Origin of the sequence: Sciscionella sediminilitoris (assembly GCF_000737195.2) — a bacterium.
Classification (GTDB): domain Bacteria; phylum Actinomycetota; class Actinomycetes; order Mycobacteriales; family Pseudonocardiaceae; genus Sciscionella; species Sciscionella sediminilitoris.
In genome coordinates this window covers 11,598-26,650 of the sequence record NZ_JALM01000032.1, presented here as the reverse complement: position 1 = coordinate 26,650, position 15,053 = coordinate 11,598, and the positions used below count along the sequence as shown (strand labels likewise).

Sequence of the window (15,053 nt, the reverse complement as noted above, 5' to 3'; positions counted from 1 at the left end):
TCGTGCGCGTGGTGGCGCTGGTGCATTTCATGACCCCGATCCACAACGCTGGATCGGAGAAGATGGCCGAGCACCTGCTGGCCGCGCTCGCCGAGGCCGGGCACACCGTGACCGCGGTGGTCACCGCGCACCGGGACGGCCCCGACGAGTACACCCACCGCGGGTTCCGCGTGATCCGCAGCCACACCCCGGAAACCCTGATACCGCAGCTGGATCCTGACGTGATCCTGACCCACCACCAGGAGACCGCGACCGCGGCCCGTATCGGTGTGGCGCTCGGTGTCCCGGTGGTGTTCCTGATCCACAACGACATGCCCCACACCCGCGCGCAACTGTCCGAACCGCACGCCGGTCTGGTGTTCAACACCCAGTGGATCGCAGCCAGGCTCGCCGAACCGGGGATCCCGTCGATCGTGGTCGCCCCGCCGGTCGACCCCGGCGCGCATCGGAGCACGCCGGGGGAATGCGTGACGTTGGTGAACCTCAACGCCGACAAGGGCGCCGGGATCTTCTACCAGCTCGCCGAACGACTTCCGGATATCGCGTTCCTCGGGGTCATCGGCGGGCACGGGGCGCAGGTGATGTGCCGGTATCCGAACCTGCGCATCGTCGACAACACCACCGACATGCGCACCGTGTGGACGCGCACCCGCGTGCTGGTGATGCCGAGTATCTACGAGTCCTATGGCATGGTCGGCGTCGAGGCCGCCGCCTCCGGGATCCCGACGGTGGCGACCCCGACTCCCGGTTTGCGGGAATCCCTCGGTGATGCTGGAATCTTCGTCAACCACGACGACATCGACGGATGGATCGCCGCGGTGAGCAGGCTGTGCGCCGATGCCGCGGTGTGGGAGGCGGCATCGGCGCGCGCCCGCGCTCGGTCTGCCGAGCTCGCCGCGCTGGACGCCCGCGCGGATTTCGTGGCCTGGCTGGAAAAACTCGCTCTCCGGTGGATGCCGTGAGCCTGCTCGACACCGGGTTCGACACGGTGACGCTCTACCCGGCGGTCTACCGGCCGGACTCAGACGGCAATCCACTGTGGACACGCACCCGGACCCCGCTCGTGTGGTCGGGGGTCACGGTGCAGTGGCGCGCCCGCACCGAGGATGCCACCGAAGCGCAGCGCGGTTCCGGGCTGATCCGGATCATCGCCCGAACCCTGCCCGACGGTGTCGAACCCGAGGCGGTGCGGTACGGGCGGATCCACTGGGGCGGGTTCGCCTGGGAGCCCACCGACGGGCCCCTTCACTACGGCCGCACCCCCGCGGTGCGGCACGTCTCCGTTCTGTGCCGGGAGGTATGCCGTGCCGAAGATGATCAGTAGCAAACGCGCGAACAAGATCGTCGCGCAGATCGCGCGCCCCGCGGTGGCCGAGGTCGCCCTGGAGATCGGCGTGAAAGCCGAGCGCCTACTCGCCGAGCATCACCGCTCCGGTGAGCATCGCATCGAGGTCGACCAGAACCGTGTCGACGCGTACGTGTCCCTGGTCGGCCCGGCCGCCGCGGCGATCGAACTGGGGCACTTCGCCGGGTACAAGGGCGAACGCTCGAAGGTCGAGGGCTTGCACGTGTTGACCCGCGCGGCGGGGCTGCGCGAATGACGCTCCCGCTCGGCCCGCCGCCGTACGCGGCCGGGCTACTGCAGCAATATCTACGGGATGCCCTGCCGGATGCCACGATCGCGACGCAGTGGACCGGCGCCGCGTTCTCCGGACGCCCCTACGTCCTGATCACCGTCACGGGCGGGGCGGGGGAGTCCGGGATGGACACCCGCCCGACCGCGGAGATCGAGACCTACACCGGTGGCGACCAGCGCGACGGGGACCGGCTCGCGTGGTCGGTGCAGGAGGCCCTGTTCACCGCGTGGCGGGCGGGCAAGACCTACCCCGAGGGCTGGATCTCCAGCTTCACCCCGGTGACCGATCCGGTTGCGCAGCGGCTGGCCGGGCAACCGCCCGATGTTCACCGCCACACCGCCACCTACCGATTCGTGCTGCGCCCCAACCGGTAGTCCTCTCGCCCGCCGCGAGCCAGACCAACACCCCGCGGAAAGGAAATCTGCGCATGTTCGTGGAAAAGGCGTCCCTGATCGCCAAGAACGGCTTCATGTTCACCGCTGCACCCGGCACCGAGGCACCCGAGGACTGGGAAACCCATGACCTCGTGGCCGCCGCCCTGGGCACCAAAGCCTTCCCCGGCTGGCAGTTCATCGGTGCCTCGAGCCTCGATGATCTGCCCGAGCCGGGCAACGACGGTGGCGACACCAAGGTCAAGGGCTCGTGGGATGGCCTGCTCAACCGCCAGGTCCAGACCGAGGTTTCGATCGACTGGCTGACCATTCAGCCCTACCAGTTCGACGAGACGATCATGTCGATGTACTGGGGCATGGGCGACTACGACCCGGACAAGCGCCGGTTCATCGTCAAGACCGTCGGCGGTACCCCGCTGGAACGCGCGTTCATGCTGCTGATCGCCGACGGCCCGGTGCGCATCGGCCTGCACGCCTGGAAAGCCTCGTTCACCCGGGACAAGGAATTCAAGCTCTCCACCGAGGACTACACCCAGTGGCCCACTCGGGCTACCTGGATCAGCCAGCCCGGCGCGCCGGGACTGTTCCAGCTGCTCGGCGTGGCCCCGTCCGCGGTCATCTCGTAGCCCCTGTTCGTCGGTCGGTCGCGCATTCGCGGCGGGCGCGCGACCGACCGGCCCTTTCCCGCCCGCCCGTGTTGTGAGGAATCATGTCCGAAACGCCCGCCACCGCAAACCCGCTGACCGGTCAGCCGCAGTACGCCTACGGTGCACCCGAACCGGTCGCGCCATACGCACCCGCCCCGCCGCAGCCGAACCCGCTCGCCACGGTGCCCGAGGCGATGCAGGCCCGCCCGGCCCCCGAACCGCAGGTGTCGTATGCCGATGCGCTCACCGCGGAAACCAGCCCCGAGCCGGTGCAGGCCCCGCCCGGGGCGGAACTGCTTCGGGATGTGCTGCGCCTGTCCTACGCCGAGCGGGCGGATCTGCTCGATCTGCTGGGGCCGATCCGGCAGCGCGCCGAGTCCCTACCGGCCGCGGCCGATGGGACAGTGCCCATCGAGCAGGCCGGGTCCGCGTTCCGGCTCGCCGCGGATATCGAACAGGGGCTGTCGATCATCGCCGCCGATCGCGACGCCCTGCATGAGTGGGTGCTCGACCACGACATTCCCGCCATGCTCGAGCTGTTCCGCTACGTGATGCAGGCGATGGCCGCGGGAAAAGGCTTGCGCTAGCACATCTGGTCGACACGCACGGCGCGAAGCTGCGCGCGGACCTGGCCGAGTACTACCACCTCGACCTGGCCGACGTGTGGCGCGGCCGAGTCGACCTCGAGCACGTGCTCGCGCTCATCGAACATCTGCCCGACACCGCACGGATCCACCGTATCGAGGGTTTCTGGACGTACGAGCGGATCGTGGCCACCTATCACGCCAACCTCGCCCGGCTCGAGCTCTGGCATGTGGCCAACCTCGGCAACAGCAAACCGGACCCGCAACCCGAGCTGCTGCCCATGCCCTCGACGGGCGAGGACACCGAGCCCGGCCAGAAGCCGAACCTGTTGCGGGATCTGCTCGCCAGCAAACGCGCGGCACACCAGGCCGGGGACTGACGGCCCGCACAACTGCATACACCGTGAGGGGGTGCCATGCCCGCGAGCGGTGGCGTGCTCGGCAACGTGTCGATACGAGTCTTCCCGGACACCAAGAACTTCCTGCCGTCCCTGGAGAAGTACCTCAAGCGCATCGAGAACCGGGTCCGGGTCGAACTTCCCGTTACGGCCGACACCACCCGGTTGTCCGAAGAGGTCAAGGCCGCGGCGATCCGGCTTTCGGCCGAGGCGATCAACAAGCGGGTCACCGCGGACACCGAGCCCGCGACCCGCGAAATCGCCGCGTGGCGGGCGCGGATGGCCGCGATCGGTGCCGTGACGGTCCGGCTCGGTGTCGACCGGCAGAACCTGCAAGCCCTGTCCCGTTCCTTGACCACGATCAGTGGCGCGATCGCCGGTATCGGCGGGAAAGCGCTGGTGTTCGGCGGGCTCGCCGCCGGTGTCGGGGCCGCGGTCTCGGCGGCCGGCCAGCTGCTCGTGACGCTGCAGCAAATCGCCCCGGCCGCCGCGCTGCTGCCCGCGGGGATCGCGGCGGCCGGGGCCGCGGCAGCCACGCTGAAGGTCGGTGTCTCCGGGGTCGGGGACGCGCTCAAGAACGCGTTCGACCCGAAGAAGGTCAAGCAGTTCAACGAAGCGATGGCCAAGCTCGCGCCGAATGCGCAGGCGTTCGTTCGCGCCATCCAAGGCCAGGCCGCGGCCTTCCGGGGTCTCAAGCTCGACGTGCAACAGCGCCTGTTCGCCGGGCTCGGCGCGCAGATCAACACGCTCGCGACCGCGTACCTACCCGTGCTGCGTGCCGGGATGACCGGCGTCGCCGGGGAACTCAACGGGCTGGCACGCAACTTCGTCGCGATGGCGACCTCGAGCCAGTCCCTGCGCGACACCGCCACGATCTTCGCCAACACCCGCGACTCGGTTGGTGGACTCTCGGCGGTGGTGATCAACCTCGGTGACGCGTTCCGCTCGATCGCCGCCGTGGGGTCCGGTTTCCTGCCACAGATCGCCAACTCGGCCGGGGCCGCCGCGGCACGGTTCCGGGAATTCATCGACAACGCCCGCCAGACCGGGCAGCTGCAGCAGTGGATTCAGGGTGCGCTCACCGCGCTCGGGCAGCTGTTCGCGATCGTGCGCAACCTCGGCTCGATTCTCGCCAGTGTGTTCTCGGCGGCGAACGCGTCCGGAACGAGCCTGTTCGCCACGCTCGCGAACATCACCGGTCAGATCGCCGCGTTCCTGAAATCCGCGCAGGGAACGCGGATGCTCGGCCAGATCTTCGGCGGGCTGCGCGCGGCCCTGGACGGTGTCATGCCGGTGCTCGCCGCGGTGGGCCAGGCGATCGCGACCAACATCGCCCCGGCGATCGCGCAGCTGGGCCCGATGATCGGATCCGCGTTCCGGGCCCTGGTTCCCGCGATCGCCCCGCTCGGGCAGGCGCTCGGCGCGCTCGCGCCGGTCATCGGCAATATCGCCGTGCTGTTCGCGACCACCCTCACCGCCGCGATTCAGGCGCTGCTGCCCATCGTGCAGGCGCTCGCCCCGGTTCTCGCGCAGCTAGCCGACACCCTCGGCCCCGTGCTGAGTCAGGCCATCGGGACGATGGGGCCGCCCTTGGTGCAGATCGTGGCCACCCTCGCCACCGGGCTCGCGCCGATCATCAACGCCCTGGTGCCGCTGATCACGCAGTTCGGGCAGCTGTTCGCGACCTACTGGCAAGGCGTCATCCTGCCCGTCCTGCAAGCCATCATGCCCGTGCTGCAGCTGGTGGCCACGATCTTCGCGAACGTGTTCACCACCGCCATGCAGGCCCTGCTGCCGGTGCTGCCGGTCATCGGGCAGGCCCTCGCGCAGATCGCGGGCGTCCTCGGCCAGGCGATCCTCGCCGTGCTGCAGGCGATCACCCCGATCATGCCCCAAATCGCCGCCGCGTTCGCGCAGTTCGCCGCAACCCTGGCGACCGCGCTGGTTCCGGTGATCCAAGCTCTCGCACCGCTGTTTCCGATCCTGGCGTCCGCGGTCGCATCGATCCTGCAAGCCGTGCTGCCCGTGCTGCCCGCGATCGGCCAGCTCGCCGCGGCATTCGCACCGCTGATCGCCACCCTGGCCCAGATCCTGATCCCGATCATCCAATCACTACTGCCGATCGTGACCACGGTGTTTCAAGCGATCGTTCCGGTCATCCGCTCAGTGCTGCAGGTCATCACCGGCGTGGTTCAGGTGTTCACCGGGCTGCTGTCCGGGAACTGGTCGCAGGTCTGGAACGGGATCAAGAACATCGTCGGCGGCGTCCTCAAGACCATCGCTTCGATCATCACCGGTGCCCTCTCGGTCATCGGGCAAACCGTCTGGAGCGGACTCAAGGCGGTCGGGAACTTCTTCGCGGGGATCTTCGGCGGCATCGTCCGCCTGGTCGGTGACGCGATCGGCTCGGTGGTCGGCTGGTTCGGGCGCCTGCCCGGCATGATCCTCGGCGCCATCGGGGATGCCGGGCGGTGGCTGGTCAACGTCGGTCGCGACATCGTCAACGGTCTCTGGGAAGGCATCAAGGCCATGGGCAACTGGCTGTGGAACCAGATTCTGAACTTCATCAAGTCCTTCGTGCCCGGCCCGATCCTGCGATTCCTCGGGATCTCCTCGCCCTCGAAGTACATGCGCGACAACGTCGGGCGCTGGATCCCCGCGGGCATCGCCGACGGCATCGACCAGGCCGCGCCGAAAGTCTCCGACGCCATGAACCGGGTGAGCCAGATCGTGGGCAACACCAACATGTCCGCGACCGCGACCCTCACCGCCCGCACCACCGGATCGGACGGGTTCTTCGCAGGGCTCGCCGAGGCGGTCGCCGCGGGCGCGGAACGGGGAACGAGCATGGCACGCCCGGAGGTGTACATGGACGGCCGACGGGTCACCAGCGAGGTCAACCGCACGAACCGGCGAATGGCGACCCGATGATCGCCGCCTCAACCCTGTATCTCGGTGCGCCGGGGCGGATGCGGGAGATCCCGCCACCCGAGCCGGGCTGGTCGCCGAAATACCTGCGATTCGGCACGATCACCCGCGGCCTCGACGGGACCGGCACCGAGTGGCTGCTCGGCACGAAACACGGCACCTCGATCACCGTCGCGCACTGCGACCCCGAAGAACTGCGCTGGATCGGGTTGTGCTGGACCGGCGCGGTCAGCCCGTTGTGGCTGCTGTGCTCGGTCATCCCGAACCGGTTCCCGGTCGGGGTGGCCGACACCGGATCGACGCTGCGCGGCGAGCGGGCGCTGCGCACCGACGGCGCGCTGAACGTCATCCCCGACCCGGCAGGGTTCGCCGAGGCGCCACCGATGGCCGTCCAGGTCACCGGCGCCACCCTCGTCGAGCACGCCGGTCTGCCGGTGATGCCCGGCGAAACCCTCACCGCCGCCGCGTGGGTGCACGCCACCGCGGCGGTAACCGCGCGCCTGCGGATCCTCGACACCACCGGCGCGATGCTCGCCGAGCACACCAGCGCCCCGGCTCCCTCGGGCGACGCATACCAGCGGATCACCTGCGCTGGGCTGGTGCCCGAGACCGCGGCGACCATGACCTACCAGCTCGGCACGGCCAGCGCGGCGACGATCACGACCACCGCCTGGTCGGTGCGCCCCGACGGGTCGAGCAACTGGGCCACCGGTGGCGGGGCGATGCGGGTCGGGTTCGCCGAGCGCAGCGCCACCACCCCGATCTATCCGCGCGTCTCCACCACGATCGAGCTCGAGGAACTGTGACATGGAAGAACGCTGACATGCTCGAACCTGATAACGCCGCGCTCGCCGAGGCGCTGAGCTCCGGGCAGACGATCCGGCTCGCCTACACCCTGGTCTTCGACTGGAACCGGGACGGCACGTTCACCGGTCCGCACGCGGACTTCTCGGCGAATCTCGTCGAGGCGAGTCTGGATGAGCAGTTTACCGGCCAGTACCCGGCCGCGCTCGAGGTCAACGACGGCTACGCGCAGAACCGCCTGTCGGTGACCGTGCACGGCCACATCGGGCCCGAGGCTGTGCATGTGGTGCGGTTCTTCTCCCCGTACTCCGGTCAGCCCGGCGGAGACGTGGGCGCGATCAACACACCCGCCCGGTTCTCGGCGACCATCATGACCAGCGCAGGCCCGGTCGAGCTGCGCCAGTTCACCGGCTACCTACTGCAGGCCACCCCTTCGCGCGCGAAGGGCACCGTCGTGCTTGAGCTCGCCGACATCACCAGCCAGCTGACCAACCCGATCACCCTCATCCCGTCCGGGCGATCCATGGCCAAGGCCCGCTGGAACCTCAACCCCACTGCCACTCGCAACGAGGCGATGCGCATCCGCGGCGGACAGCTGCTGTCCTGGTACATGCTCCACATCTGCCGCGCGGCCGGGCTCTACCAAGGCCCACCGGCCCCGGCCGAAGCGATCTGGTACTCGACGCTGTGCGGCGGGAATCTGCCCGAAGTCGGCGGGTTCTGGCAGATGGCACGGGACGGTCGCCAGGGCAACGCGGCCGACCAGACAATTACCCAGCTGATCCACGACCAGCCCAGCTACGCGGACAACACCGACCCGGTGAAATCCACCTCGTCCCCAGCGAGCACCGAGGTCGACACCACCTACGAATACCCGCGCTATGCCTGGGAACGCGGCCCGTTCGGCCCGATCATGAAACGCGCGGTTTACGATCCCGCCAAGACACCGCTTGGCCCTTGGGGATCCAATGACGGTGGCACCATCACCGACAGCATGACCGGCGTGTATTGCACGTCCACCGCGATACGCATCAACCCCACCAGCTCCCAAGTGGCGCGGCTCGGGTTTGGCGGCTACTACCTCATCGACCCCAGCATGCCCGACCGAGAAGAAATCTATGCCCGCCTCGAGCTACCCGGATCGAACGCGAATTGGGCAACGTCAGCAATTTATGGCGGCATGGATATGCACATGATGGCCCGGGGAACCGGGTACATCAGCTTCACCTATTACCCGCCCACCGGCAATGGGTATCGGTATTACTACTGGCTGACAAATCTTCCCGCAGGGAATCACTACCTGGCGTTCAACTTCGAATTCAAGAACGGATCCAAGCCGATCGTCACCGCCAAGGTCGACGATCGCGTGTTCCCACGCCTGCCTGATCAAGACGTTCCCCCCGAGTACAAAGACGTTGCGGTCAGCAGCACGGACGCGCCGAGCTCGTGGAACATCTCGGAATACCTGCAACTCAACTTCGTCGACATCGAGACGAACAACTTCACGTTCCGCCAAACCGGAGGCGCACAGCACTGGGGGCTCTGGTACCAGCCGCCCGGCCCGGCCAGTCGACCCCTCGTGTGGTCCGATGCCGCCTCGCAGCCGTTCACCACGGCCACCGATATCGGCCCGTCGATGGCCCGCGTGATGTGGACACCGGCCGTGCGGGGCCGCCAGGCGTGGGACCTGCTCAAGGAAATCGGCTCGGCGGACCTCGGCGTGATCTACACCGACGAGCACGGGATCCTGCACTACACGAACTGGGAAGAGATCGTGCGGGCGCGCGACACCGGCCGCACCACCGCGGTGCTGTCGCTCGCCGACGTTCAGGAGCTTGATCCGACCACCTTGTACGAGTCGGTGATCAACACCGTCAGCTACTCGTACGCAGACCGTGCATTCACCGACAAGGCTGTGTTCGCCAGCGAGAACGTGGACGACTTTGCCACCGCCTCGAACACGATTGCCACCTACAAGACCACGATCAGCGGTGAGGTCATCTCGGTGATGCCCGGCCCGCTCACCTGGCGCGGCGTCGCCCAGGGCTACCCCCAGAACGAGGTCGGCGGCGGCGCCGACAACCCCGGCGGCTATCTGCGCTCGGACTGGATGAAAGCCTATCCGCCGAACACATGGCGCAACGGGTTCTGTGTGCACAACCTCGGCGACGTATCCACCGGCAGCAGCGGCGGGCTCGCCGTTCCACTAATGGGCGTCGGCGTCAACATCGTCGTCGGCACCGGCTGGGGAGCCGGGGACACCGACCCCACGCGGTTGACCATCCAGGTGCAGAACGGCAACGCCGCGGGCGGCCGCACCACGCGCGTGGCCGTCGACGACAACACCCCGTTTCTACATGTGCGCGGCTACGCCCTCGAAGACCTCGACAGCGGCACCGAGACCGTCACCGCCGACGACGGCGGCAGCTCGATCGCCAAGTTCGGCGTCAGGAGTCTGCACCGGCCACAATCCGACTGGGCATCGGACTACAACACCCAGCACGACCTTTCGGTCAAACTCGCCACCGACCTTGCCCAGCCGCGGCCCGCGTTCGAGACCACCGAAATCCGCGGCGATCCCCGCCGCCAACTGCAAGACGTGATCCGCCTCGACGACCCCGCCGGAATCGGCGGCCCCATTTACGCCACCGTCGTCGGCATCAACCGCAAATACACCGAGCACGGCATCACCGAAACGGCCACGATGCGCACCTTCGGCCCGCGCGGCGGTTCCTGGATCCTCGACGATCCCGACCACTCTCGGCTCGACGAATCCACGATCCTCGGATAGGAGGAACCGTGACCCGACACCCCGACCTTCCCACCCGCTCACCTGGATACTTCGTCCGCGCCGTCGACGACTGGAACCCGATCGTCAACCGCGTCAACACCCACGACGCCGATATCGACAGCAACGGCAGCAAGATCGCCGCGAACACCACCGCGCTGAGCACCGAAACAACCAACCGGCAGAACGCCGACACCGCGCTGTCCAACCGAACCACAGTGCTGGAGAACGCTCGCCCCAGGGCGGGGAAGGTGCGCGCGTCCTCGCCGCTCAACATCACCGCACCCACGAGTGGGAACCAAGCCGCGGCCGACATCCCCGGCACCGCGAGCAACTTCACGATCAGCCAGGCAGCAAGCCGGGTGGTGATCATCGGTAACGTCGACTGCCAGATCACCGCATCCCCGTTTCCCAGCCCGAACGGGGCCGGAGCGCTTGTCGTCGAATGCGTCCTCGACGGCGCGGCGCAACCCGACCAGATCCTGTTCATCCCCGGCGCGCCCTTCCGCGGCACCAGCGGCCAGACCTGGGTGGTGTCCAACCTCGCCACCGGCAACCACACGGTCAAGCTCACCGCCCGCGCGCTCGCCCAGAACCCCGCACCGAGCTACACGATCAACCCGACCCACAGCGGCTACACCCTCGAAATCTTCGACAACAACCAAGCCTCCTAAGGAGAACCGATGGCCAACGTCGAGTTCACCACCAACGATGTCTATGCCGAAGTCCGTGATATCAGGGAAAAACTCTCCGCGTTCATCCTCGACCAAAGCACCCGGCTCGCCCTTCTCGAGCAGCGCACCGCCGAGCTCGAGAAGGACATCGCCGCTGCGGCCGGGCGCCGCTGGCAGATCTATCTCGCCCTGATCGGTGTCATCGGTGCACTCCTGGCCGCGCTGATCCCGCTATTCACCTGAGCGGGGAGGCTGACCGTGACCTTCGCCGACTACTCGGCCGGACGCCTCACCGGGGAACAGCTCAAGGCCGCCGGATTCACCGGCAGCGTGCGCTATCTCGGCACGCCAGGGCGCGCCAAGAACACCACACCCCTCGAGGTCGCCTCGCACCTCGCGGCCGGGCTCGAGGTGCACGGCGTCTACGAGCACAACACGATGGACTGGGCCACCGGCTACGCCGGGGGAGTGGCGGCAGGCGAGGCCCTGCTCGCCGACGCCAACCGATGCGGACTCCCGGCATCGTCCGCGCTGTTCGTGTGCGCCGACCGGCACCTGACCACACGCCAAGGCCAGCAGTTCCGCACCTACGTCCTCGGCGCACGCTCCATCCTCGGCAGCCGGTGCGGCGCCTACGGATTCGGCGAAGCGATCGACGCCGTCGCCGACCTCGGCGTGTGGCTGTGGCAATGCGGCAGCCGCCGCGCCATCCGCCCCGGAACCCACCTCTACCAACGCAACGACGCCACCCGCCGAGTCGGCGGAATCGTCTGCGACATCAACGAACTACGCCAACCACTCCACACCGCAAGCCCACCCCAACCCGAACAGGAGGAACCCAGCATGCAGTACATCGCCTGCCAGGGACTCGACGCACAACACCCCGACGCCATCTCCATCGCCCACCGCCTCGAATCCGGCGACTTCATCGGCCTCACCCCACAAGCCAGGGACGCCGCCCTCGAAGACGCCCAGGCCGGAAAGGTGCACCTGGACTGGGTCATCCCGGTCGACTGGCGCGAGTTCGACCGCATCTCGCAACTGCGCCGCCAGGCCGACCAAGCCCTCGTCACCCTCGCCGCACAGAAAGCAGGTGCCTGATGCCCGTCCAGAACACCCCGAAACGACCCGCCAGCAAAGTCACCGCGGCCGGAATCGCCGCCGCTCTCGCCGGACCCGCCGCCATGTGGATCGCGAACACCATCCACCTCGCCGACCCCACCGCGCAAACCGCCGTCCGCGCCGTCGTCACGCTCGCCATCACCGGCGCACTCGCATTCCTCGCCGGATGGGCCAAACGCGAACACATCATCACCGACGACCAGTTCCGCGACTTCACCGCCGAAACCGAACCACCCGAACCCACAGCCCGCCCCCGGACCAACCAGTACAACAACCTGGTCCCGAAGGCCGTCGCCGCATCAACCAGGGCGCCCGATCAGCCGTCGTAGCGGCGTTCGCCGCGCTTCGTGCTGCGCTTCCGGAGATGCTTCGAGGACACGAAGTGCGTGAACTCGATCCACCACTGCTTGTCCTCCGTACCGAGCTGGTATTTGACCAGGCCGACCATGCCGCCCGTAGACGTGGGCATCCACCCGTAGAGGAACCCCGGCATCGGCTTGCCCACCTGCAGGCATTCCTTGGCATACGGACGGCGCCAGTACCTGTCCTCGGGAAGCAGAAGCCTCGTCGTCACCCACACCTTCTGCGGCTCATCCAACACCTGATACCGCGGAGGCCGCATCGCGCCGTCATCCATGCCCGCCGCCCTTCACGCCGACGATCCGAGGCCGACCATCACGTGCGGGCACAACCTCCCACCCGTGCCCGCCGTACCGCGCCACGTACGCCCGCGCGGCCTCCCGCGTCGGAAACCTCACCTGCAAACCCGCCCGCACGAGCTTGACCGCCACTCCCACAACCTCCCGAGTTGTTCGAACTGGTGTTCGAATGCTCTTCAGGAGAACACCGGACGCTCGGGACTGTCAAGACTGGTGTGCGCGGTCACCATCGTGGGGTTGTGCTGCGCGAATACCGAGCGCGCATACCTAGGCTGTGCGGGACGAAGGGAGTCGATGGTGGCGAGCGAGGTCCCGTGGGAGCGGCGTAACTACACCTCACCTGGACAGATCACCGAGGGCGTGTGCCTGGGCTGCCTGGACTGGCGCCCGATCGAGCAGCTGGCGCAGTACTACGGGCGCTGCAGCCCCGAGTGCGTCGAGAAGGTCAACGCGAGGGTCGAGGCCAGCGGTCGAGCTGGCTGGTAGGGAATTCGATAAGGACGAGTCCGTCGATCGGCAGGGCTGGTGCCCGTGTTTAGGCATGCACGTGTTCGCGCGGGTGCCGACGCCTTGCCGATTGCGGATGAGTGCGCCTCTAGCTTATGCGGGCGGGGAGCTGTAATCGTTTGATTGCCTCGTTATTGGCGGTTGCTCCGCCATAAACAACGGAATGCATTATCCCGAGATAAACATAATTCCACAAATATGGCAGTTCTTGAAGTGTGCGCAAATTGAGCATCATTCCGCGCCCGCTCGTATCTTTCAAGGTTATGTGGTAACCGCCCGCGTACTTCGTTACCTTAATCTCGTTCAACTCGTACGTGTTGACCCAGACTTTGCCGTTGTACATCAGCCAGTCTGAGCCGCAGGTCGTTGTCTTTCCGCGAATGAACAACAGTGGATAAGCGAACGCTATCGCGATAATCAGCCACAAATACCAGACGCTCACCCATACAAATGGGTTGCCGTCTTCGATCCAACCGCGCACGCACCCGTACACCACACAGAGGCCTGCGAGTACTCCGGCCGCTCCGAAAGCTTCTCCCTTCGGAACTCGGTACCCTTCAAGGGTTGGCCCCATGCCGGGTGGTGGGGGCAGATGGTTGGCCTTATGTTTTCCTCGTTCCGGAGCGGCCCCCTTGTTGCTCTGTCCTTCCACGGGAGCATCTGGGGGGCGGGGCAGTCCGGTTCGCGGATCTGGTCTCGGTGGCAGCGTCGGTTGCATCGTTAGAAGACTTTGTTGATTCCCCGGGTGACATCATAAAATCCGTCTGTTATCGGCTGCTTGATGTCGTCATAATGGTCGACGGCGTAACTGACTCCGGCTCCAGCTACGGCCCCAACGACGAGCCCGACCGGCCCTCCGATCGCGGCTCCTGTAGCAGTTCCAGCGATCAGGCCGCCAGTGCCGGAGATGACCGACTTTGCCGGGTCGGCACCATTGACACCGATGTCCATTCCGATCCCGAATGCCGTAATCGCAGTGCCCGCGATCGGGACACGTTTCAAAACTGGCATCGCGCCTTTGAGAATCGGGCCCGCGTTCTTGCCGACATCGGCGCCAAGTTCTTCAATTCCGTTGAGGGCCACCCTTACCGATTTAGGCATTCTGTTCATGAAGCGCTGTGCAGCGGTAGCACCCGCCTTAGCATCGCTAGACATGGCTTCGGTCAAAGCTTTGTCCTTGGACAGAGCTGCCTTGAGACGCATCTCCGGCGTTGCCCGTGGGTTAGAGAGAATTTCTCTCCAGTCTTCGACATTCTTCCACAACTTGAGTGCAGCATCCCGATACTTCTGAGAGGCCGCGAGAGGTAAACCGCCCAAGCTTGCCGATGTTCCAATGATCTTGAGCCCCGAATCGATCGGATTGCCGCCGATCAGATCGAGTAAAAAGCTCTGCGTCTCCTGCTTGGATTTGGTTGCCTCGGTAACGGTCTGTTGCGCTTCCTTGAACGCTTTTAGCTGAGCTTGGTGCGCCGACTGAGCCTCGGTGGCCTGCTGATTGGCCTGCGTCTGTTCGGGGGTTGGGTTTTGTGGCAGTGGTCCCGGCGCAGCGGGTGCGGGACCAGGTTCGAAGATCTGGGTATCCGTTGTCCGCAACCCCGCTGCTGCTGCGACTTCTCGGGCCTGCGCGAACCGCATCTTGACGTGGTTGTAGCCGTCTGCTGCTTGGTCGAACCCTTGGGCGAGTTTGCCAGCCCCTTCACCGACTTTGTCGGTGTCGCCGCCGAAGGCGCTCATGTACTCCCGAAACGCCGTCCCCGATTGTCCGCCCCAACCATCTTCGGACTCCACGTTGGCGGCAATCGCAGCGGTTCCGGCTTCGTGAGTGAACTTGGACATCTGCCGAATATAGTCGGCAGCGTCGCGCAAGCCCTGGATATCTTCCTCGAAGCGAATGTCAAGCGGCACAACGAACC

At 66.6% G+C, this 15,053-nt stretch carries 18 protein-coding genes; 15 read left to right on the top strand and 3 right to left on the bottom strand.

The window, feature by feature from the left end:
* Window positions 1-2 precede the first annotated feature (2 nt).
* The 14 genes from AD72_RS14855 (at window position 3) to AD72_RS14790 (ending at window position 12,303) form a co-directional block, all read left to right on the top strand.
* Window positions 3-962: a glycosyltransferase family 4 protein gene (locus tag AD72_RS14855; RefSeq protein ID WP_051898621.1), complete on the top strand. Its 960-nt coding sequence runs from the start codon at window positions 3-5 to the stop codon at window positions 960-962.
* Entirely contained in the window at window positions 959-1,324 is a 366-nt protein-coding gene (locus AD72_RS14850) for a hypothetical protein (RefSeq protein ID WP_156365199.1), read from the top strand. Before AD72_RS14855 ends, AD72_RS14850 begins: the two co-directional genes overlap by 4 nt.
* Window positions 1,314-1,601, top strand: a complete 288-nt coding sequence (locus AD72_RS14845) for a DUF5403 family protein (protein ID WP_051898620.1) — start codon at window positions 1,314-1,316, stop codon at window positions 1,599-1,601. Before AD72_RS14850 ends, AD72_RS14845 begins: the two co-directional genes overlap by 11 nt.
* The gene (locus tag AD72_RS14840; RefSeq protein ID WP_031467095.1) at window positions 1,598-2,011 is read left to right on the top strand and encodes a hypothetical protein; all 414 of its coding nucleotides are present in this window, start codon (window positions 1,598-1,600) and stop codon (window positions 2,009-2,011) included. Before AD72_RS14845 ends, AD72_RS14840 begins: the two co-directional genes overlap by 4 nt.
* Before the next feature lie 53 nt (window positions 2,012-2,064).
* On the top strand, window positions 2,065-2,655 hold the full coding sequence (locus tag AD72_RS14835) for a phage tail tube protein (protein WP_051898619.1): 591 nt from the start codon (window positions 2,065-2,067) through the stop codon (window positions 2,653-2,655).
* Window positions 2,656-2,738: 83 nt separating this feature from the next.
* A complete protein-coding gene (locus AD72_RS14830; RefSeq protein WP_031467093.1) occupies window positions 2,739-3,263 on the top strand; it encodes a hypothetical protein in 525 nt (174 codons plus the stop codon).
* 74 nt (window positions 3,264-3,337) lie between these two features.
* A complete protein-coding gene (locus AD72_RS14825; protein WP_156365198.1) occupies window positions 3,338-3,640 on the top strand; it encodes a hypothetical protein in 303 nt (100 codons plus the stop codon).
* 36 nt (window positions 3,641-3,676) lie between these two features.
* Window positions 3,677-6,589, top strand: a complete 2,913-nt coding sequence (locus AD72_RS14820; protein WP_031467091.1) for a phage tail protein — start codon at window positions 3,677-3,679, stop codon at window positions 6,587-6,589.
* Window positions 6,586-7,392, top strand: a complete 807-nt coding sequence (locus AD72_RS14815; RefSeq protein WP_031467090.1) for a hypothetical protein — start codon at window positions 6,586-6,588, stop codon at window positions 7,390-7,392. The genes AD72_RS14820 and AD72_RS14815 overlap by 4 nt, the downstream gene beginning before the upstream one ends.
* A gap of 17 nt (window positions 7,393-7,409) precedes the next feature.
* On the top strand, window positions 7,410-10,181 hold the full coding sequence (locus AD72_RS14810; RefSeq protein ID WP_031467089.1) for a hypothetical protein: 2,772 nt from the start codon (window positions 7,410-7,412) through the stop codon (window positions 10,179-10,181).
* An 8-nt stretch (window positions 10,182-10,189) separates the two neighbouring features.
* Window positions 10,190-10,852 (top strand): hypothetical protein, encoded by a 663-nt coding sequence (locus tag AD72_RS14805; protein WP_031467088.1) that lies wholly within the window; start codon window positions 10,190-10,192, stop codon window positions 10,850-10,852.
* Window positions 10,853-10,861: 9 nt separating this feature from the next.
* Window positions 10,862-11,095, top strand: coding sequence for a hypothetical protein (locus tag AD72_RS14800; protein ID WP_031467087.1), 234 nt, complete (start codon window positions 10,862-10,864; stop codon window positions 11,093-11,095).
* Between the two features lie 15 nt (window positions 11,096-11,110).
* On the top strand, window positions 11,111-11,953 hold the full coding sequence (locus AD72_RS14795; protein WP_031467086.1) for a glycoside hydrolase domain-containing protein: 843 nt from the start codon (window positions 11,111-11,113) through the stop codon (window positions 11,951-11,953).
* Window positions 11,953-12,303 carry a hypothetical protein gene (locus AD72_RS14790; protein ID WP_031467085.1) on the top strand — a complete coding sequence of 117 codons (351 nt, stop codon included), beginning with the start codon at window positions 11,953-11,955 and terminating at the stop codon, window positions 12,301-12,303. Before AD72_RS14795 ends, AD72_RS14790 begins: the two co-directional genes overlap by 1 nt.
* Here the strand turns inward: AD72_RS14790 and AD72_RS14785 are convergent.
* Window positions 12,291-12,548, bottom strand: a complete 258-nt coding sequence (locus AD72_RS14785) for a hypothetical protein (RefSeq protein WP_156365197.1) — start codon at window positions 12,546-12,548, stop codon at window positions 12,291-12,293. The two genes, AD72_RS14790 and AD72_RS14785, sit on opposite strands and share 13 nt — an antisense overlap.
* Window positions 12,549-12,930: 382 nt before the next feature.
* Here AD72_RS14785 and AD72_RS14780 point away from each other — a divergent pair, with 382 nt between their 5' ends.
* The gene (locus tag AD72_RS14780; RefSeq protein WP_156365196.1) at window positions 12,931-13,119 is read left to right on the top strand and encodes a hypothetical protein; all 189 of its coding nucleotides are present in this window, start codon (window positions 12,931-12,933) and stop codon (window positions 13,117-13,119) included.
* A 109-nt stretch (window positions 13,120-13,228) separates the two neighbouring features.
* Here AD72_RS14780 and AD72_RS36555 read toward each other — a convergent pair whose 3' ends face one another.
* Together AD72_RS36555 and AD72_RS14775 are read right to left on the bottom strand one after the other, a co-directional pair.
* Window positions 13,229-13,792: a hypothetical protein gene (locus AD72_RS36555; protein WP_156365195.1), complete on the bottom strand. Its 564-nt coding sequence runs from the start codon at window positions 13,790-13,792 to the stop codon at window positions 13,229-13,231.
* Window positions 13,793-13,860: 68 nt separating this feature from the next.
* Window positions 13,861-15,045 (bottom strand): hypothetical protein, encoded by a 1,185-nt coding sequence (locus tag AD72_RS14775; RefSeq protein WP_031467082.1) that lies wholly within the window; start codon window positions 15,043-15,045, stop codon window positions 13,861-13,863.
* Window positions 15,046-15,053 lie beyond the last annotated feature (8 nt).

Coding starts and splice junctions, on each gene's coding strand:
- AD72_RS14845 (WP_051898620.1), top strand. CDS start 1,314: ATGATCAGTAGCAAACGCGCGAACAAGATCGTCGCGCAGATCGCGCGC.
- AD72_RS14840 (WP_031467095.1), top strand. CDS start 1,598: ATGACGCTCCCGCTCGGCCCGCCGCCGTACGCGGCCGGGCTACTGCAG.
- AD72_RS14835 (WP_051898619.1), top strand. CDS start 2,065: ATGTTCGTGGAAAAGGCGTCCCTGATCGCCAAGAACGGCTTCATGTTC.
- AD72_RS14830 (WP_031467093.1), top strand. CDS start 2,739: ATGTCCGAAACGCCCGCCACCGCAAACCCGCTGACCGGTCAGCCGCAG.
- AD72_RS14820 (WP_031467091.1), top strand. CDS start 3,677: ATGCCCGCGAGCGGTGGCGTGCTCGGCAACGTGTCGATACGAGTCTTC.
- AD72_RS14815 (WP_031467090.1), top strand. CDS start 6,586: ATGATCGCCGCCTCAACCCTGTATCTCGGTGCGCCGGGGCGGATGCGG.
- AD72_RS14810 (WP_031467089.1), top strand. CDS start 7,410: ATGCTCGAACCTGATAACGCCGCGCTCGCCGAGGCGCTGAGCTCCGGG.
- AD72_RS14800 (WP_031467087.1), top strand. CDS start 10,862: ATGGCCAACGTCGAGTTCACCACCAACGATGTCTATGCCGAAGTCCGT.
- AD72_RS14790 (WP_031467085.1), top strand. CDS start 11,953: ATGCCCGTCCAGAACACCCCGAAACGACCCGCCAGCAAAGTCACCGCG.